Consider the following 19627-nt stretch of genomic DNA (forward strand, 5'->3'; position numbering starts at 1 on the left):
CGAGACAAAGTAGCAACGACAGACATTTTCTTATCTCGATTACTACTTGTTTAAACTCATTCTCCTCTTAATCATTCCATCAAAAAATGCACGATCCTTCTATAGAAAGGATCGTGCATTTACATTAGGATAATTGTTCTTGTTTAATCTCATTTCCAATTCGAGCGTACATTTTTAACTCTTCTACTAGTAAATGCACTTGCTCTGCCGCTTCTTTTGTTAATCCATCGATATCATAATCGAATCGATCTGGATCTAATACTAATTGCTTCGGAATCGCATTTGCATAAACACCACGCATGACCGTTCGCATATTATTTAAGCAGTTGATCCCACCTTTTCCTCCACCAGCTACCGCTAGAAGCGCTACTGGTTTGTGAAGGAATTGAGTACTTCCTAGGAAATCTAATGCATTCTTAAGTGCTCCGCTCATTGCACTATGGTATTCAGGAGAAAGTAAAATAACGCCATCTGCCTCTAATACCGCTTTTCGAAGCGATTGAATGACAGGTTCTTTTGCTTGCGATTCTTCTCCGTTATATAACGGCATTTCCATCACACTTAAATCAAGTGTGTGAAAACCGTATGTTCTTTCCATCATTCTCGCGACGATTCCTGTACGTCCATTTTTACGTGGACCTCCACTAATTACAACTATATTCATTCTTATTACCTCCTACTAATCTTCTAGCTTGTTTCTATCCATCACTTTTCCAATGAACTCGGTTCAGTTAGTCCATGTTTTACCGCATATAACGCAGCTTGTGTTCGATCTTGGACATGTAATTTCGTAAAAATATTGGAAATATGTGTTTTAACTGTTTTTTCCGTCACAAACAAACTAGAGGCGATCTCTCTATTACTTTTCCCTTTTGTTAACTCTGACAAAACATCTTGTTCACGAGGCGTTAACGGGAATGTTTCATGCGGTGGAATTTCGCGGGGTTCTCTGCCTTTCATCAACAAGCTTGTCGCTTGTGGGTGTAGAGTATTTTCTCCACGCATTAATTTTCGAATGGATTCGACTAACTCGTCTGGTTCTATATCTTTTAACTGATAGCCTGAAGCACCAGCATCAATCGCTGGAATCACGTGATCTCGATCAGCGAAACTTGTTAACATCAGGACTTGTATATGTGGTTGGGCTTTTTTTATCAGCTTCGTGGCTTGAATTCCATCCATTTCCGGCATGATTAAATCCATTAATACAATATCAGGATTCAATGCTTCTGTCAGTTCCACTGCTTGCTTGCCGTTTGTCGCCTCTCCAACAACATCCATATCTTTTTGCGTTTTTAAGAAAAACAACAATCCTCTTCGTACGACATGATGGTCATCTGCGATCAATACTCGTATCATTTCGCTCACCCCTAAAACGGAATCCGAACGAACAGCTCCGTTCCTTTTCCTAATTCACTTACCCACTCCACGGATCCACCGCAGACATCCACTCGATCTTGAATACTTTGTAGTCCAAGCGAGGGAAAGACTTTTTCGCTCGGGACAATAAACCCTCTACCTTCATCACGTAATACAACGAGCAAACTAGAGGAAGTAGCTGTTAAATAAAGCTCAGCGGCATCAACTGCGGCATGTTTTTGAATATTATTTAAGCCTTCCTGCACAATACGGAACACATTTTCTTCCACTTTATACGGCAATTGAAGTACTCCACTTACATGAGTCGTTAACTGAATTCCGATCATTTCCGCATATCCTTTAATCCCTTCCACTAAGCCAGTTTCCAATCCTTTAGGACGTAGCTGCCAAATAAGTGCTCGCATTTCCGTCAATGCTTCTTGGGTTAAATGTTGAATTTCTGTAAAAGTTTCTTTTACTTCTGCATGTTGTGTCATTTCTGCTCCACCACGAGCGGTAAGTGTGACGGAAAACAATAATTGATTCACCGAATCGTGCAAATCGCGTGCTAATCGATTTCGCTCTTCGACTAACGCGATTTCTTGAGCTTGCGTCGTCAATTTTATCCGTTTAATCGCAGACCCCATTTGAAACGCAACAGATTCAAGTAGCGCTAACTCGTCGGGTTCAAATCCAACCGTATTCGGGGAAGCAACATTTAAAATTCCAAATCGTTCTTTTCCTGATTGGAGTGGAACTGTGGCATGGTGCGTAATTCCTTCAACGGACGTATTCGCAGCCATTGCCTGTTCAATTCGTTGGCATTCAATCATATTGGTCGCTTTTTTCAATTCTCCATTGCGGTATTTCGATACACACCAGCAACCACCTTTTTGTAATGTGCGGCAGTCGTTCGCGGCAAGCGATGCAGGCAGATTTTCATGCGCAATGAGTTCATGTCGGCCCTTTTCATCAATAAAGAAAATCCAGCCCGTTTGAAACGGAGTTCCTAAAAGAAATTGTCGCAATGCACCTTGCAACATCGGCACCATTTCCATCTCTTCATTCAATAATTCGGCAATTTCCTTTAGTAACTCTACATTCGAAAATTCTTTCGCATCCATTACGTCCCCTCCGCCATATCTCTATCCTATCGTTTATTGTATCATCCGCGTTCAGACCCATGAAGGAAATACACCTCATCCTTTTGACCGAAAAAAACCGGCAAATGACGTCTAGTCACTTACCGGCTCTATTGCTAACACTCGTGGGAATGAAACATCTCTTGCAAAAATGATCGTGCATTTCTCTTGGAATAAAACACTTCAATAAGGAGTACTTTTTTAAAATAAACCACCTATGGCTAGCTTTTTATCCAATCTATAGTAAATCTCTTGCGATTCTTTCCTATCCATTCTATTGGTAACAGGTTTCCTTTAAAGGGCAGACATTTTCGCAAGAACTTCGCTAGATAACCGTTCCATTTTGTCTTTCGATTCCTGAGCTGTATCAGAGAAAACGCCAACATAGTATTTCACTTTCGGCTCTGTTCCACTTGGACGTACACAGATCCAGGAACCGTCTTGAAGAAAATATTTTATGACATTGGACTTTGGTAGCGTGAGAACTTCCGCCGCGCGACCATCTGTAAAGATTCGTTTTTGTGTTTGATAATCTTCCATATAACTTACAGGAATTCCTGCGATAGACGTCCAGACGTCTCTTCTCAATTGTTGCAGCATACGGGAAATTTCACGCGCGCCATCTGCTCCTTGTTTTGTCTCAGACAAGAGCGTTTCTAAATAGTAACCATGTCGTTCGTATAATCCATTTAATACATCAAGCAACGATTTCCCTTGCGTATCGTAATAAGCAGCTGCTTCAATAATACCAAGAACTGCTTGCACAGCATCTTTGTCTCGCGCAAAATCGCGGATAAGATAGCCGTAGCTTTCTTCATAACCAAACAGAAACGTAAATTCCTTCGATTGATTATATGTTTCAATCTTCTCGCCAATAAATTTAAATCCTGTGAGAACATCCTCAGTCGATGCACCATGATACTCTGCAATCACTCGACCTAAATCAGATGTCACAATCGTTTTAAAGACTCGACCATTAGCAGGCATCTCTCCCGCTTCTTTCCGTTGGGAAAGAAAATACTCTAGAAGTAAAGCGCCTGTTTGATTGCCGTTTAAGAGTGTATAGTCATGGCCATTTTTCACAGCAATCCCCATGCGATCACCATCTGGGTCCGCCGTTACAAGAAGCTGTGCGGATACTTCATTGCCAAGAGCTTTAGCAGCTTCAAATGCACTTTCTTCTTCTGGATTTGGTGATGCAAGTGTCGGGAATTCACCATTTGGTTCCATCTGTTCTTTCACAAAATGAACGTTTGTGTAATTAGCATCGGTAAGGATTCGTTCCACCGTTGAGCCAGATGCCCCGTGAAGTGGGGAAAAGACGACAGTCAATTTAGTCGTTGTTGCCACTTCTGGCTGCAATCGGATAGATAGTACCTGTTGCGCATACCGATCATCCATCTCTTTGCCAATCCACTTTACCTTGCCACTCGCTTCAAGAGATTCAAAATCTCCTGCTTCCACCAAAAGTTCATCGCCTACTTCTGACACGAAGCGAATCACTTGTTCCGCATTTTCCAAGTTAAGCTGTGCTCCGTCTTGTCCATATACCTTGTACCCGTTATACATCGGTGGGTTATGACTGGCTGTGATCACCACACCCGCAAACGCATCCAATTCTCGAATAGAGAAAGATAGTTGCGGAGTTGTTCTCGGTTGTTCATATAAATACGTTTGAATATCGTTTTTTGCGAACGTCACTGCTGCTTCTTTGGCAAATGAAAGAGACATTCTTCTACTGTCATATGCGATAACAATTCCGCGCTGTCCCGCGTCATTTCCAGCCCTTTTCACAAAGTTTGCAAGACCTAGAGAAGCCTTTCGCACGGTGTAGGTGTTCATACGATTCGTTCCCGCCCCTATAATGCCACGCATTCCGCCTGTTCCAAATTCCAAGTCTTTGTAGAATGCATCTTCCATCCACTTCGAATCTGATTGTTTTTCAGTTAACTCGTCTTTCCATATTGCTTCCAGGGAATCATGGCTACTCCAACGGTCAAATGCTTGTTTAAATGACACAACGTCCCCTCCGATCTATTGTTTTTTGTATTCAACTCGGTAGACGTCGTGACGACGATCTTTTAACTGTTTCACCGTTCCATCCTGACGTTGACGACGCAGAATTTCTAAATCAACGTCTCCAATTAATACCATCTCTAAGTTCGGATTCGTTTCTCCAACAATTCCATCTCGAGCAAATTCAAAGTCGGACGGAGCGTAAATACCAGATTGTGCATATTGAATATCCATATTTTCTGTTTGCGGTAAATTACCGACTGTTCCAGAAATCACTGAATAAATCTGATTTTCAACGGCACGAGCTTGCGCGCAGTATTTCACGCGTAAATAGCCTTGGCGATCTTCGGTACAAAATGGGGTGAACAAAATGTTCGCTCCCATATCAGTTGCAATACGTGCAAGTTCTGGGAACTCCACATCGTAACAAATTTGAATCGCAATTTTTCCGCAATCCGTATCGAAAACACGCACAGAATCACCGGCACTAATTCCCCACCATTTTCGCTCGTTAGGAGTAATGTGGATTTTATATTGCTTTTCAATCGAACCGTCTCTGCGGAATAAATAAGCGATATTGTAAATCTCATCGTTTTCTTCCTTCACAAAGTGAGATCCGCCAATAATGTTTACGTTATAACGAACAGCTAACTCCGTGAACATCTCGATATACTGCGGCGTAAACTCTGTTAGTTTACGTATTGCTTGAGAGGGAGATGGTTCATCAAACGTCGACATCAATTGTGTCGTGAAAATTTCTGGGAACACAACAAAATCAGAATGTGCATCGGAAGCTACGTCTACGAAGTACTCGCACTGGTTCGCTAAATCATCAAAAGATTCTATCGCACGCATCATATATTGCACGACACAAATTCGTACTGGATAGCTCGTTTTAAAATGGCGTTTCGAAGATGGTTTATAGTCTACGTTATTCCATTCCATCAATGTAGCAAATTTGCCTGAAGCAGTATCATCTGGCAAATAATTCGGATTAATACGCATTAATGTAAACCCATTCATGATTTGGAAGGTTAACACAGGATCATAAATTTTGTGACGGGAAACAGCATCCACATATTCTCGTGGCGTCATTTCATTCGCATGCACATGATAGTTTGGAATTCGTCCACCAATAATAATGGATTTTAAATTGAATTGACGTGCAATATCTTTCCGAGCCTCATATAGACGTTGCCCGACTTTCATTCGGCGAAATTCAGGATGTACCATCACTTCGATTCCATACATGTTATAACCATCTGGGTTGTGGTTCGTAATGTAGCCGTCATCCGTAACATCGGACCACGAATGGCGATCATCATACTCATCAAAGTTGATGATTAAACTCGAGCACGAGCCAATAATATTTCCATCTAATTCTGCTACGAGTTGACCTTCAGGAAAAATAGTTAAATGAGAGTGTAGCTGATCGACTTTCCAAGGTTCCATTCCTGGGAAACAAACACGCTGCATTTCAAGTAAAGGTTCAATATCTTCAACCGTCGTTTGACGGATAATCATACTTTTTTCAAATTTCGATAAATCAAATTGCTCTGACATGGATTTCTCTCCTTCACAAAAGCTTCATATTTCATTATATAAGAGTGGAGGTACTGTGGAAAATATTTTACTTGTCCTTCGCGCAAGGATTATAATACGATAAGAGTCTTTTTGCAGGATTGGAGTTAAGAAGATGTCATCCAAACAAGAAAATACCCTTTTATCGATGTGGCTAGTCGCACTTGTCGCAACGATTGGCTCCTTATTTTTCTCTGAAGTGAAAGGCTACGTACCTTGTGAATTATGTTGGTACCAACGGATACTCATGTATCCACTTGTCCTTCTGTTAGGAGTCGCATATTTACAAAAAAACGCAACGATTTACGTCACGTCTCTTGTATTCTCGATTATCGGCGCAAGTATTTCTGCCTATCATTACGGAATACAAAAGTTCACATTCCTTGCGGACAGTGCACCTGCGTGTGGACAAGTGGCATGTACTTCTCAATATATTAACTGGTTAGGATTTATCACGATTCCATTTTTAGCACTTGTAGGATTTGTCCTCGTCATTGTGCTAAGTATTGTCTTGATGAAACAAGCCAAGGAGGTTATCTCGCAATGAAGAAACTACTTATTATCGGTGGTGTAGTCATCGTCCTTTTCGCATTAATTTTCGTATTAAATAATGCATCGAACAAATCGAAGCTTGACGGTAATCCATACGGTACAAATGATTTAAAACAAGAAACAATTGATCAATTAGACGATGAAAATTATCAAGCGATCATTTTACCAGATGCATTGAAAGAGAAAATCGAATCTGGCGAACCGACAATGGCATACTTTTTCAGCCCAATTTGTTCGCACTGCCAAGCATTCACGCCAAAGATGATGCCACTTGCAGAAAAAATGAATGTGGATATCAACCAATACAATGTTTATGAATTTGACCAAGGTTGGACTGACTATTCTATTGAAGCGACACCAACTCTTGTCTACTTCGAAGACGGTAAAGAAGTTTCTCGTCTAGTTGGAAATCGTCCAAATGAAGAAGTAGAAGCATTTTTTAATGAAACAATTTTAAAATAGTAGAAATCAACATAGCAATTTCACATACCTACTGCCGCTTATCACCGGAAATGCGTATATGAACGAGGTGCACTCCTGTTACTTCTCCTCGAATTTATGCCAACTATTTTCGGGATGCTGTCGTCAGTAGGTTTTTTACAAAACTATCGATTGATTTTACATAAGGAGGAAATCTGTTGACGAAATTTACGTACACTCTACAAGACGACAATATTACGATTGAAGAATTACTTCGTGATCGATTAGACATTGGAAAAAAACGCATGCATGAACTTCGAATGGCCAAAGCAATTTTAAATGAACAAGGAGAACCCCTCGTATGGCAGCATCATTATCCCGCGGGCACAAAACTCGTGTTTCAATTACCATTTGAGAGCTCCGAGTATGTTCCATCGGAAAAATACCATTTAGATGTTCGATATGAAGACGACCATTTATTAATTGTCAATAAACCAGCGGGCATGCTTACCCATCCGAATGAAGATGGCCAAACAGGTACCCTCATGAACGACGTTACTGCTTATATGGTAGAAAAAGGTGCCACGTATGCCGAGCATATTCACCGACTCGATCAAGGAACATCTGGTCTAATCGTCATCGCGAAGCACTCCATGATGAAATCGTTGCTCGACAGAATGCTCGAAGAGAAAAAAATACTGCGCTTTTACGAAGCAATAGTAGAAGGCGTTGTCAAAGAAAATCATGGCTCTATCAAAACAGCCATTGGACGTGACCGTCACCACCCTACACGCCAAGTTGTTTCGAAATCTGGTAAACCAGCCGTCACGCACTTTGAAGTAGTAGGCAAGCATCCGAACTTCACAAAACTAAATGTCGTATTAGAAACTGGGCGCACTCATCAAATTCGAGTGCATCTTGCCTCCATTGGCTACCCCGTTGTTGGAGATACAATGTACGGGGCGATTACGCGATCTGAAAACTATCAATTACATGCGTTCCGCATCCTATTCGTTCACCCGATTAACGGAGAAGAAATCAAAGTAGAATACCCGATGGAACAAGCATTCAAAAAATAATATTGATGTAAGGAAAGTGTCCTGGATCAGGGCGCTTTTTTTTAAGATTAGGACATTTTTGACTGACATTAGGACACTTTCCCGAAACATTAGGACTCTTTCGACTAACTTTGAGACACTTTCCCGAAACATTAGGACACTCTCGCCAAACTTTGAGACACTTTCCTAAAACATTAGGACACTCTCGCCAAACATTGAGACACTCCCGCCAAACATTGAGACACCCTCTCGAAACTACCTAAACTTCATGAATGCGGATGAATCAACAAAACCCATCGAATCACGACGCGTTTACGTGGTTCGATGGGTTCTAGTTGTTGTTTTAAAATGTGATGTTATCCGGATCTGATCCTGTCCGTTCGTTCATGTTTAATGCATCGATATTTTTCATGTCTTCAAATGACAATTCAAAGTCATATACATCGGCATTTTCTTTGATGCGTTCTGGTGTAACGGATTTAGGAATGACGATTAAATCGTGTTGTAAATGCCAACGAATGATGATTTGTGCTGGTGATTTTCCGTATTTTGCGCCGATACGAACAAGTGATGGTTCTTCTAGAAGTCCTCCACGAGCAAGTGGTGACCAACTAGTTACAGCAATATTATTATCAGCACAGTAGTTACGCAAATCAAATTGAGTTAAGCGAGGGTGAAGTTCAATTTGATTAACCATCGGTTTGACGTTTGCTTTCGCAAACAATTCTTCTAAGTGATGTTGATGATGATTGGAAACACCAGGAACTCGGATTAATTTTTCGTCGTAAAGACGCTCGATAGCTCTATACGTATCGACGAATTTTTCTTTCACTGGCCAGTGTGTTAAATAAAGGTCTAGATAGTCCAAATCCAATAATTTTAATGAATTCTCAAACGCTTTTAATGTTGAATCATATCCTTGATCACTATTCCACACCTTAGATGTGATGAATACTTCTTCCCGTTTTAATCCAGAAGCTCGAAAAGCTTCTCCCACTTCTTTTTCATTTTCATAAATGGTTGCTGTATCAATAGCTCGATATCCATGAGATAGCGCTGTCGTCATTGCTTGAATCGATTCTTCTCGATCGGTCATTTTATAAACACCTAAACCTAGGCGCGGCATTTCTACACCGTTTGCGAGTGTCTTTGTTGAGTTCAACTGTAATGTCATACAACTTCCTCCTCTTATGTAAGTGTCTTTACTATTGTACAAATTATTCTCTTCCATGCACATTAATCTGTTTGAAGAAACACTTGCATTTCATTCAAAAAACGAATATTATGATTAAGGTTAATAAAATTGTTCGTATTTAGGAGGAATTCTCACGTGTTTCACGTAAAAGAACTCAACTCGAGTGTTAAAACAGAAGTTTTAGCTGGATTTACTACTTTTTTAACAATGGTCTATATCGTCATTGTCAATCCGATTATTTTAGCGGATGCAGGCGTTCCGTTCGATCAAGTATTTTTGGCGACTATTATCTCTACTGTAATCGGTACATTATGGATGGCCTTATTTGCAAATTATCCAATAGCTATTGCCCCTGGTATGGGTCTAAATGCTTTTTTCACGTATACAGTCGTCATTTCATCTAACGGTACGATTGACTATATTACAGCCTTCTCAGCAGTTTTCATCGCTGGTATCTTGTTTATCATTTTATCGCTAACACCTCTTCGTGAAAAATTAATTGAAATTATTCCGAGTAATTTAAAACACGGCATTACTGCCGGTATTGGATTGTTTATCGCTTTTATCGGGTTACGTTTATCAGGTTTAGTGGAGGCTCATCCCCAGAATCTTGTGAAGCTTGGGGACTTAACAAGTGCCCCTGTGATGCTTGCATTATTCGGACTTGTGATTACGTTAATTTTGATGGTATTAAATGTATACGGCGCTATTTTCTTTGGCATGATTGCGACCGGCATCGTTGCATTTTTCACGAAACAATTAACGTTTGACGGCTTTTTCAAGCTTCCGCACCTTCCAGAAGGAATTCTTGTATGGAATCCAGTGGTTGCTATCACAGATGTCATTCAGTATGGGATGTTCGGCATCGTTGTATCCTTCTTACTGGTTACGTTGTTTGATACTACTGGCACAATGGTAGGTGTAGCAAAACAAGCTGGTTTAATGAAAGGCGAAAAAATGCCTCGTGCTCGCCAAGCGTTACTCGCAGATTCCGTTGCGACAACAATTGGATCTATGTTCGGAACAAGTCCAACTTCCGCATACATTGAGTCATCATCTGGTGTTGCTGTTGGGGGACGTACTGGCTTAACGACTCTGACAGTAAGTATCCTATTTATTATAGCCGCATTTTTCGGTCCATTTGTTGCATCACTATCAAGTGTTTCTGCTATTACAGCTCCTGCTTTAATTATCGTAGGTTCTTTAATGATTAGTGCAGTAAAACATATCGATTGGGATCAGTTCGATGAAGCATTCCCTGCATTTATTATTATCTTAACTATGCCTCTTACATCGAGCATTGCCACAGGAATTGAATTAGGATTTATCCTTTACCCATTGTTGAAAATTTTTAAAGGACAAGCAAAATCCGTTCATCCATTGCTTTATATATTCGCAGTTCTGTTCTTATTCCAACTCATTTATTTACCGCATTAAAAAAAGACTGGAGTCCGAGGACTTCAGTCTTTTTCTCTTTGTTGAACTTCTTCAGCATCATCTAATTGCGCTGGGTCCGACACTCGATGATCTTTCTTCAATTCTTTCTCATCTCGCATTTTCTCCATTTGGCGTCCAAGTTGTTTTAACTCTTCCATCGAACTTGCCATTGAGCCATTACGTGGTTCTTGTTCGTGCTTCGCCATCGCGTCCACACTCCTTTTTCACATCATAGAAAATTCCTCTTTGTATTGCAAGTCACAATTGGTCGATTTATCGTCACACTTCACCAGAGGAAGTCATTTCTTTTTTTTTAGAAATAAAGTATACTACCTATATAGTGAACTTGATTTCCGATGAAGGAGGCAATTATCGTGAGACTACTTCTTATTTTAGGTGTTTGCGTCGCGTTCCTTTCTGCAATTTTTACAGCAGGATACGATGACAAACCAGGTACAGCTCAAAAGAAATAATACAAAAGGGCCATCCATTTTGGATAAGCCCTTTTTTTCATGTCAAATTCGGATAGTTTTGTTGACGAAGCGCCTCATAAATTAGGATATTGGCGGCATTCGATAAATTTAAGGAGCGTATATTTTCATTCATGGGAATGCGGATGAGTGTTTCTGGATTCGCCTCTAAAACTTCCGGCGGTAACCCTTTCGTTTCTTGTCCGAATACAAAAAAGTAATCTTCTTCCGCATGGTCAAAGGTATAAGTCGAGTGAATCTTCGCCCCAAACTTCGTTACATAATAAAACTTCCCATCTGGATACGCATCATAAAACGCTTGCAAGTTTTCATGGTAATGAATGTCTACGTGCTCCCAATAATCAAGTCCAGCACGTTTTAACATTTTATCATCCGTCGAAAACCCTAGTGGTTTAATCAAATGTAATTTTGCTCCAGTACCAGCACACGTTCTTGCTATGTTTCCTGTATTAGCTGGAATCAGTGGTTGATAAAGTACAACATGTATTGCCATTTCGACACTTCCTTATTTCATTAGTTGAACACCTAAACCTTTTCGTATTTCTTCTATCACTGTCGGGTCTTGTTCTTTCTTCATTGCTTCTTCTAATGCTACACGTCCAGCGTCTGTTCCGATTTTACCAATCGCCCAAGCCGCAGTTCCTCGAATTACTTCTCGTGGATCATTCTGCATGATTTCGATTAAATCATCCACTGCTTCTATTTCTTTAAAGTGCGCAATAGCTAAAATCGCATTTCGTTGAATCGGTTTTTTCCCTCTCCACGAACCTGACATCTGACCAAATTGCTCTTTAAATGCACGATTGTTTATTTTCAATAATGGTTGTAAAAGTGGCTTTACCTTTTCAGGATCAGGTTCAAACTCAGGATGAAGATGAAAATCGACACCTTTATTTTTCGGGCATACTGTTTGGCAAGTATCACAGCCATAAATTCGGTTACCTATTTTCACGCGAAATTCGTCAGGCAAATAAGATTTTGTCTGTGTTAAAAAAGCGATACATCGCTGGGCATTCAATTGACCACCTTCAACTATTGCCCCCGTAGGACAAACATCCAAACATAATGTGCAATCGCCACATTGATCTTCAATTGGCGTATCTGGTCGAAATGAAATATTCGTAATCATTTCACCTAAATAGACGTAAGAGCCGAATTCTGGCGTTATAATGGACGTGTTCTTCGCGCTCCACCCAATTCCAGCCCGCTCCGCTACCGCCCGATCGGATAATTCTCCTGTGTCGACCATGGAAGTGAGCACTGCGCCCGGATAATGCTCGACGATAAACATCTCTAACATAGCGAGTTTTTCCCGTAGCACATGGTGATAATCATCTCCCCAAGAAGCACGGGCAAAAATGCCTCTTCTAGCACCTTTTTTTCCTTGCGGAGCATCTTTCATGCGTGAAGGATACGCAAGTGCGATCGAAATAATCGATTGAGCATCCGGTTGAAGTAGCTTTGGAGTCGTTCTTTTTTCCAAATCAGGCTCTTCAAATCCAGATTGATACGACAATTCTTGCTGGCGAATTAAACGTGCTTTCAATTCCACAAAAGGAGCAGCGGAAGCAAATCCTATTTTATCAATTCCAATAAACTTCGCATATGCACGAACCTCTTCTTGGAAAGTCTCTATAGTCATTTGTCTCCTCCTTCCTGTGCTACACTGTTTTTATAAGGGGGCGAGAAAAATGGACATATCCATTCATCCAACCATAATACAACATATACCTGACTATTTTATCGGAGTGAACTATTATCAGTCTACCACCATCTCGGAATCCCCGCAGATGTTGAAAGGCAGACTTCAACTTTTTCAAGAAAGTCTCTTTTTTGATTTACAAGATACAACTCTAGCGGAACTCCCAGAGATTCAACAATTACGTAAACAATGGAAACGATTTGGAGCTGATCCTAGCAGGTACCGAAATTCGTATGAAGCGATGCTTCGCCGAATCGCAAAAGGAACCTATCTTTCTTCTATTAATAGTGGAGTTGATCTGAATAACTTTTTTTCACTCCAATATAAAGTACCGATAGGATTATATACTGCAAAAGCAATTGAAGGCAACATCATTCTCACTATTGGGAATGAAGAAACATCCTTCGTAGACGTGAATGGACGGGAGAACACACTACTTAAGATGATTGTCGCTTCGGACAATCTTGGAGCATTTGGCAGTCCTTTTATTGATTCCAAGCGAACAAGTGTTACAGAAGGCGTTGGAGACTATGTACAGCTCTTCTACTGGACGATTGACACAGATCCTGAAGAAGCAAATCTCATGCAACAAGCAGCTGGAAACATGTTTACACAAGTGAATGGTGGAGAGTTCACAGGAGCTCAAATTATATGAAGTTAATTTTAATTTATCACACCTTTATAGAATTCATTAAATAACAATGCTATCTGGCAGGGTCTATTTAAAGAAATATTTCTTAAAATTCTGTGTCCTTGAAAAAACATAATTTTTTCTTACTGCCTCATTTTGAGTGAAATATCTTCACTATCTCTAGAATTCCATTTTGCTGAATGACATCGGTACTTTATTTGGAAGAAAACGCCTATCCAATGTGATAGACGTTTTTTTGATTTGTAGACACTTTAATGGCCTATGATACACGATATTTTCACAAAACAGAGTGTCTCTCTTCCCTCGCTTTATCTATCATGTAGGAATTGGAGGACATTCGTGTCCTGGAACTACTGGTCCACATGCTCCTCCTGATGAAGTAGCATTTACATTCACTGAAAAATCTAAAGGCACGGTTACACATATAACTTGAGAAACCGTAAATGTACATACCCCAGTATTTGGAAGTGGAGTAAAACCAGGAACAGCCGTACATTCACCTATGATAGGTCCATCTAAACATGACACTAATGGAGTTCTAGAAGATACGATTGGTTCAAGCGATACAGTCGCTTGAGGACATACCTCCGCTGTTACTTGTTTTAAACAATTAACAGGAACAACACAGGGCACTAGCAAACCATCTATAGAGCCGGTTGTATCGGATGAAGTAGGACCACCTCCGATTTTTACACCAAAAAGGCCAGGTTGTAACGATTCTATACCAAACACTTCATCATAGATTAACTGAAATGTCACACACTCTGCTGCATCAACATCTCCAAAATATTCTACTTTGAAATTTGGTACCCCAAATATGGCTTCCCCATTCGTAATAGTTCCTTCTTCCCCGGCAACTACTACCCGAATCGGAGTAATTCCACCTGTACATAACTCAAACACCACGTAGCTGATACCAGTTTGTGGGACTACGTTACAATTACATACTTTATAAAATACACTAGTTTGACCTAGCTCTGGACCTGGTGAAATACTTTGAAACTGAACACCATACTGAAGTGTCCCACCATTTGGAACATTGACACAAAGAAAATCCCCCGAAAAAAAATTCGTACAAGCCTCGCAAGGCATACTTTTCACCTCCGTTTCCATCCATAAAACTGCAGATACAAACAGCAATTCCACGATAAATTAATCGAAGAACTGATTTCTGTTGATTATCTGTATTAGACAGTGGGAAGTGGAGGACAATCTTCTCCGGGAACTACAGGACCGCATGCTCCTCCTGAAGGAGTAGCATTAACATTGACTGAGAAATCTAAAGGAATCGTCACACAAATAATTTGAGAAACAGCAAACGTACACACGCCAGTGTTAGGTAGCGGAGTGATCCAGGGATAGCTGAACATTCCCCAATAATTGGACCATTGATACAAGATACGATAGGTGTACCCGGTGTCACTACAGGTTCAAGCGTTACTGTAGCCTGCGCGCAAACTTCCGCCGTAACATTTTGCGTACAAGCAAACGGATCTACTTGTTGAACACCAACAGAATTCCCACAACCACAATTACTTTATTGTGATTCATTCGACATATTTTAACCTCCTTTCATCATTGATAGTTCAATGTATTTAAAAATGGAAAGGGGAGATGGTTAAATAACTCGTGTTTTTGATTTTATTCAAAAAAAATTAGTAGTTAGGTAAAATAGAATTAAATAGATCCTACACAAAAAAACGATAATAAAAATAAAAAAACTCTCCACTAGTTAGTGAAGAGCATGATGTAAAATTAGGATACCGGTGGTCGGGGTCGAACCGACACTCCAAAGGAACACGATTTTGAGTCGTGCGCGTCTGCCAATTCCGCCACACCGGCATAATAAGAATGAGTAAAAAAAAAGATATGGAGGCGGCAACCGGATTTGAACCGGTGATAAGGGTGTTGCAGACCCGTGCCTTACCACTTGGCTATGCCGCCAATATAATGGAGCGGAAGACGAGGTTCGAACTCGCGACCCCCACCTTGGCAAGGTGGTGTTCTACCACTGAACTACTTCCGCATAAAAAATGGCTGGGGTACCTGGATTCGAACCAGGGCATGACGGAATCAAAATCCGTTGCCTTACCGCTTGGCTATACCCCAACATAAAAAAAAGATAAAAAAATGGGGCGACCGAGGGGAATCGAACCCCCGAATGTCGGAACCACAATCCGATGCGTTAACCACTTCGCCACGACCGCCACAATGTTATTCTATTATATCCAGTTTTTCTGAAACCGTCACTTCAAAAGTGAAGTTTATTGGCAGGGGCAGTAGGAATCGAACCCACACTGACGGTTTTGGAGACCGTAGTTCTACCTTTAAACTATGCCCCTAAAAACTGGTGGAGGGGGGCGGATTCGAACCGCCGAACCCTAAGGAGCGGATTTACAGTCCGCCGCGTTTAGCCACTTCGCTACCCCTCCAGGGATATGGTGCCGGAGAAAGGACTTGAACCCTCAACCTACTGATTACAAGTCAGTTGCTCTACCAGTTGAGCTACTCCGGCGATGGTGGCTCAGGACGGAATCGAACCGCCGACACAAGGATTTTCAGTCCTTTGCTCTACCAACTGAGCTACTGAGCCTTACTATGTTGATGCTAAAAAATGGCGGTCCCGACGGGAATCGAACCCGCGATCTCCTGCGTGACAGGCAGGCATGTTAACCGCTACACCACGGGACCTTGGTTGCGGGGGCAGGATTTGAACCTGCGACCTTCGGGTTATGAGCCCGACGAGCTACCGAACTGCTCCACCCCGCGACAATAGTATGAAATTACTTAATAAAAATGGTGGAGGATGACGGGATCGAACCGCCGACCCCCTGCTTGTAAGGCAGGTGCTCTCCCAGCTGAGCTAATCCTCCGAGATGTTCAAGATGTAATGGTGACCCCTACGGGATTCGAACCCGTGTTACCGCCGTGAAAGGGCGGTGTCTTAACCGCTTGACCAAGGGGCCATATGTAGTAAAAGTAATCTGGCGGAGAGCAAGGGATTTGAACCCTTGAGACAGGGTTACCCGCCTACACGATTTCCAATCGTGCTCCTTCGGCCACTCGGACAGCTCTCCAAAAATAAATGGCTCCGAAGGCAGGATTCGAACCTGCGACCAACCGGTTAACAGCCGGTTGCTCTACCACTGAGCTACTTCGGAATAAAATCTCTAGCTCAATTTAAAACATTTACAGCCCAGCGACGTCCTACTCTCACAGGGGGAAACCCCCAACTACCATCGGCGCTAAAGAGCTTAACTTCCGTGTTCGGTATGGGAACGGGTGTGACCTCTTTGCCATAATCACTGGACTATGAAGTTTTTAAGGACAAGGTTTATTATATCAACACTGACCTTTTTTTCAAGCGTTTTTTCTAATTATTTTAGATTTTATTCGCTCAAAACTGGATAAATGTCATTGAAAGAACACGTTCGGTGGAAACGTCTTGCGACGTTCCACATGTTTTGGTTAAGTCCTCGATCGATTAGTATTCGTCAGCTGCACGTGTCGCCACGCTTCCACCTCGAACCTATCTACCTCATCGTCTTTGAGGGATCTTACTTACTTGCGTAATGGGAAATCTCATCTTGAGGGGGGCTTCATGCTTAGATGCTTTCAGCACTTATCCCGTCCACACATAGCTACCCAGCGATGCTCTTGGCAGAACAACTGGTACACCAGCGGTGTGTCCATCCCGGTCCTCTCGTACTAAGGACAGCTCCTCTCAAATTTCCTACGCCCACGACGGATAGGGACCGAACTGTCTCACGACGTTCTGAACCCAGCTCGCGTACCGCTTTAATGGGCGAACAGCCCAACCCTTGGGACCGACTACAGCCCCAGGATGCGATGAGCCGACATCGAGGTGCCAAACCTCCCCGTCGATGTGGACTCTTGGGGGAGATAAGCCTGTTATCCCCGGGGTAGCTTTTATCCGTTGAGCGATGGCCCTTCCATGCGGAACCACCGGATCACTAAGCCCGTCTTTCGACCCTGCTCGACTTGTAGGTCTCGCAGTCAAGCTCCCTTCTGCCTTTACACTCTACGAATGATTTCCAACCATTCTGAGGGAACCTTTGGGCGCCTCCGTTACACTTTAGGAGGCGACCGCCCCAGTCAAACTGCCCGCCTGACACTGTCTCCTACCCGGCTTACGGGTATGGGTTAGAAGTTCAATACAACCAGGGTAGTATCCCACCGACGCCTCCTCCGAAGCTGGCGCTCCGGGCTCTTAGGCTCCTACCTATCCTGTACAAGTTGTACCAAAATTCCATATCAGGCTACAGTAAAGCTCCACGGGGTCTTTCCGTCCTGTCGCGGGTAACCTGCATCTTCACAGGTACTATAATTTCACCGAGTCTCTCGTTGAGACAGTGCCCAGATCGTTACGCCTTTCGTGCGGGTCGGAACTTACCCGACAAGGAATTTCGCTACCTTAGGACCGTTATAGTTACGGCCGCCGTTTACTGGGGCTTCAATTCGCACCTTCGCTTGCGCTAAGCACTCCTCTTAACCTTCCAGCACCGGGCAGGCGTCAGCCCCTATACGTCACCTTACGGTTTTGCAGAGACCTGTGTTTTTGCTAAACAGTCGCCTGGGCCTATTCACTGCGGCTCTCTCGGGCTTTAACACCCTAATAGAGCACCCCTTCTCCCGAAGTTACGGGGTCATTTTGCCGAGTTCCTTAACGAGAGTTCTCTCGATCACCTTAGGATTCTCTCCTCGACTACCTGTGTCGGTTTGCGGTACGGGCACCTCCCGCCTCGTTAGAGGCTTTTCTTGGCAGTGTGAAATCAGGAACTCCAGACCAAGTGGTACTTGTCATCACAGCTCAATGTTATAGGAACGGGATTTGCCTCATTCCACATCTCACTGCTTGAACGTGCACAACCAACGGCACGCTTACCCTATCCTACTGCGTCCCCCCATTACTCAAACGGCGGGGAGGTGGTACAGGAATATCAACCTGTTGTCCATCGTCTACGCCTATCGGCCTCGACTTAGGTCCCGACTAACCCTGAGCGGACGAGCCTTCCTCAGGAAACCTTAGTCATTCGGTGGACGGGATTCTCACCCGTCTTTCGCTACTCATACCGGCATTCTCACTTCTAAGCGCTCCACCAGTCCTTCCGGTCTAGCTTCAACGCCCTTAGAACGCTCTCCTACCACTGACACCTACGGTGTCAATCCACAGCTTCGGTGAATTGTTTAGCCCCGATACATTTTCGGCGCAGCGTCACTCGACCAGTGAGCTATTACGCACTCTTTAAATGATGGCTGCTTCTAAGCCAACATCCTGGTTGTCTAAGCAACGCCACATCCTTTTCCACTTAACAATTACTTGGGGACCTTAGCTGGTGGTCTGGGCTGTTTCCCTCTTGACTACGGATCTTATCACTCGCAGTCTGACTCCCAAACATAAATCTCTGGCATTCGGAGTTTGTCTGAATTCGGTAACCCGGGATGGGCCCCTAGTCCAAACAGTGCTCTACCTCCAGGATTCTCACGTTTGAGGCTAGCCCTAAAGCTATTTTGGAGAGAACCAGCTATCTCCAGGTTCGATTGGAATTTCTCCGCTACCCACACCTCATCCCCGCATTTTTCAACATGCGTGGGTTCGGGCCTCCAGTAAGTGTTACCTTACCTTCACCCTGGACATGGGTAGATCACCTGGTTTCGGGTCTACAACTACGTACTCATTCGCCCTATTCAGACTCGCTTTCGCTACGGCTCCGCCTTCTCAGCTTAACCTTGCACGCAATCGTAACTCGCCGGTTCATTCTACAAAAGGCACGCTATCACCCATTAACGGGCTCTAACTACTTGTAGGCACACGGTTTCAGGATCTTTTTCACTCCCCTTCCGGGGTGCTTTTCACCTTTCCCTCACGGTACTGGTTCACTATCGGTCACTAGGGAGTATTTAGCCTTGGGAGATGGTCCTCCCGGATTCCGACGGAATTTCACGTGTTCCGCCGTACTCAGGATCCACTCAGGAGAGAACGAACTTTCGACTACAGGGC

15 protein-coding genes, 15 tRNA genes and 2 rRNA genes (1 of these 32 only partly in view) are annotated in these 19627 nt (G+C 42.7%); 5 read left to right on the forward strand and 27 right to left on the reverse strand.

All coding sequences use genetic code 11. From position 1 onward, the window contains the following. Positions 1-124: 124 nt before the first annotated feature. The 5 genes from D3873_RS10075 to D3873_RS10095 all read right to left on the reverse strand — a co-directional run bounded on the left by D3873_RS10075 (position 125) and on the right by D3873_RS10095 (position 6080). The gene (locus tag D3873_RS10075; protein WP_119883916.1) at positions 125-664 is read right to left on the reverse strand and encodes an NADPH-dependent FMN reductase; all 540 of its coding nucleotides are present in this window, start codon (positions 662-664) and stop codon (positions 125-127) included. A 41-nt stretch (positions 665-705) separates the two neighbouring features. Further along, a complete protein-coding gene (locus tag D3873_RS10080; protein WP_119883917.1) occupies positions 706-1359 on the reverse strand; it encodes a response regulator in 654 nt (217 codons plus the stop codon). 11 nt (positions 1360-1370) lie between these two features. Beyond that, positions 1371-2483 (reverse strand): GAF domain-containing sensor histidine kinase, encoded by a 1113-nt coding sequence (locus tag D3873_RS10085; RefSeq protein ID WP_119883918.1) that lies wholly within the window; start codon positions 2481-2483, stop codon positions 1371-1373. 312 nt (positions 2484-2795) lie between these two features. Then, the gene (locus D3873_RS10090) at positions 2796-4520 is read right to left on the reverse strand and encodes a phospho-sugar mutase (RefSeq protein ID WP_119883919.1); all 1725 of its coding nucleotides are present in this window, start codon (positions 4518-4520) and stop codon (positions 2796-2798) included. 15 nt (positions 4521-4535) lie between these two features. Further along, entirely contained in the window at positions 4536-6080 is a 1545-nt protein-coding gene (locus D3873_RS10095) for a carbon-nitrogen hydrolase family protein (RefSeq protein WP_119883920.1), read from the reverse strand. 133 nt (positions 6081-6213) lie between these two features. Here D3873_RS10095 and D3873_RS10100 point away from each other — a divergent pair, with 133 nt between their 5' ends. The 3 genes from D3873_RS10100 (at position 6214) to D3873_RS10110 (ending at position 8149) form a co-directional block, all read left to right on the forward strand. Continuing rightward, the gene (locus tag D3873_RS10100) at positions 6214-6645 is read left to right on the forward strand and encodes a disulfide oxidoreductase (RefSeq protein WP_119883921.1); all 432 of its coding nucleotides are present in this window, start codon (positions 6214-6216) and stop codon (positions 6643-6645) included. After that, positions 6642-7112 (forward strand): thioredoxin family protein, encoded by a 471-nt coding sequence (locus D3873_RS10105; protein WP_119883922.1) that lies wholly within the window; start codon positions 6642-6644, stop codon positions 7110-7112. Before D3873_RS10100 ends, D3873_RS10105 begins: the two co-directional genes overlap by 4 nt. Before the next feature lie 176 nt (positions 7113-7288). Further along, entirely contained in the window at positions 7289-8149 is an 861-nt protein-coding gene (locus tag D3873_RS10110; protein WP_338014653.1) for an RluA family pseudouridine synthase, read from the forward strand. Positions 8150-8471: 322 nt separating this feature from the next. Here D3873_RS10110 and D3873_RS10115 read toward each other — a convergent pair whose 3' ends face one another. After that, a complete protein-coding gene (locus tag D3873_RS10115) occupies positions 8472-9302 on the reverse strand; it encodes an aldo/keto reductase (protein ID WP_119883924.1) in 831 nt (276 codons plus the stop codon). Positions 9303-9458: 156 nt separating this feature from the next. Here D3873_RS10115 and D3873_RS10120 point away from each other — a divergent pair, with 156 nt between their 5' ends. Continuing rightward, positions 9459-10760, forward strand: a complete 1302-nt coding sequence (locus D3873_RS10120) for an NCS2 family permease (RefSeq protein WP_119883925.1) — start codon at positions 9459-9461, stop codon at positions 10758-10760. Positions 10761-10783: 23 nt separating this feature from the next. On the opposite strand, the gene D3873_RS10125 is transcribed toward D3873_RS10120, so the two are convergent. The 3 genes from D3873_RS10125 to queG form a co-directional block, all read right to left on the reverse strand. Continuing rightward, positions 10784-10966 (reverse strand): hypothetical protein, encoded by a 183-nt coding sequence (locus tag D3873_RS10125; protein WP_119883926.1) that lies wholly within the window; start codon positions 10964-10966, stop codon positions 10784-10786. A gap of 304 nt (positions 10967-11270) precedes the next feature. Beyond that, positions 11271-11744 (reverse strand): tRNA (uridine(34)/cytosine(34)/5-carboxymethylaminomethyluridine(34)-2'-O)-methyltransferase TrmL, encoded by a 474-nt coding sequence (trmL, locus tag D3873_RS10130; RefSeq protein ID WP_119883927.1) that lies wholly within the window; start codon positions 11742-11744, stop codon positions 11271-11273. A 12-nt stretch (positions 11745-11756) separates the two neighbouring features. Next, complete coding sequence (gene queG / locus D3873_RS10135) at positions 11757-12893, reverse strand: tRNA epoxyqueuosine(34) reductase QueG (RefSeq protein WP_119883928.1); 1137 nt, start codon at positions 12891-12893, stop codon at positions 11757-11759. Between the two features lie 49 nt (positions 12894-12942). On the opposite strand from queG, the gene D3873_RS10140 reads away from it, so the two are divergent. After that, positions 12943-13608 carry a B3/B4 domain-containing protein gene (locus D3873_RS10140; protein WP_119883929.1) on the forward strand — a complete coding sequence of 222 codons (666 nt, stop codon included), beginning with the start codon at positions 12943-12945 and terminating at the stop codon, positions 13606-13608. Between the two features lie 312 nt (positions 13609-13920). Here the strand turns inward: D3873_RS10140 and D3873_RS10145 are convergent, their stop codons facing one another. From D3873_RS10145 to D3873_RS10230, 18 genes are all read right to left on the reverse strand, one after another. After that, entirely contained in the window at positions 13921-14697 is a 777-nt protein-coding gene (locus tag D3873_RS10145; RefSeq protein ID WP_119883930.1) for a hypothetical protein, read from the reverse strand. 669 nt (positions 14698-15366) lie between these two features. After that, positions 15367-15447 (reverse strand) — tRNA-Leu (locus D3873_RS10150). 28 nt (positions 15448-15475) lie between these two features. Next, positions 15476-15549 (reverse strand) — tRNA-Cys (locus D3873_RS10155). Between the two features lie 7 nt (positions 15550-15556). Continuing rightward, a tRNA-Gly gene (locus D3873_RS10160) sits at positions 15557-15631 on the reverse strand. 8 nt (positions 15632-15639) lie between these two features. Continuing rightward, positions 15640-15714, reverse strand: a tRNA-Gln gene (locus tag D3873_RS10165). Between the two features lie 22 nt (positions 15715-15736). Next, a tRNA-His gene (locus D3873_RS10170) sits at positions 15737-15812 on the reverse strand. A gap of 61 nt (positions 15813-15873) precedes the next feature. Further along, positions 15874-15947: transfer RNA gene (locus D3873_RS10175), tRNA-Trp, on the reverse strand. A 6-nt stretch (positions 15948-15953) separates the two neighbouring features. Continuing rightward, positions 15954-16037 (reverse strand) — tRNA-Tyr (locus D3873_RS10180). 7 nt (positions 16038-16044) lie between these two features. Continuing rightward, positions 16045-16120: transfer RNA gene (locus tag D3873_RS10185), tRNA-Thr, on the reverse strand. A gap of 2 nt (positions 16121-16122) precedes the next feature. After that, positions 16123-16198: transfer RNA gene (locus D3873_RS10190), tRNA-Phe, on the reverse strand. A gap of 22 nt (positions 16199-16220) precedes the next feature. Continuing rightward, positions 16221-16296, reverse strand: a tRNA-Asp gene (locus tag D3873_RS10195). Position 16297: 1 nt separating this feature from the next. Next, positions 16298-16374 (reverse strand) — tRNA-Met (locus D3873_RS10200). A gap of 28 nt (positions 16375-16402) precedes the next feature. Next, a tRNA-Val gene (locus D3873_RS10205) sits at positions 16403-16478 on the reverse strand. Between the two features lie 18 nt (positions 16479-16496). After that, a tRNA-Glu gene (locus D3873_RS10210) sits at positions 16497-16571 on the reverse strand. A 19-nt stretch (positions 16572-16590) separates the two neighbouring features. Then, positions 16591-16682, reverse strand: a tRNA-Ser gene (locus tag D3873_RS10215). Positions 16683-16691: 9 nt separating this feature from the next. Continuing rightward, a tRNA-Asn gene (locus tag D3873_RS10220) sits at positions 16692-16766 on the reverse strand. Positions 16767-16799: 33 nt separating this feature from the next. Beyond that, a 5S ribosomal RNA gene (rrf, locus tag D3873_RS10225) occupies positions 16800-16915 on the reverse strand. A gap of 154 nt (positions 16916-17069) precedes the next feature. Further along, positions 17070-19627 (reverse strand): 23S ribosomal RNA (locus tag D3873_RS10230) (it continues 376 nt past the right edge of the window).

This window comes from Paenisporosarcina cavernae (assembly GCF_003595195.1).
GTDB classification, from domain to species: domain Bacteria; phylum Bacillota; class Bacilli; order Bacillales_A; family Planococcaceae; genus Paenisporosarcina; species Paenisporosarcina cavernae.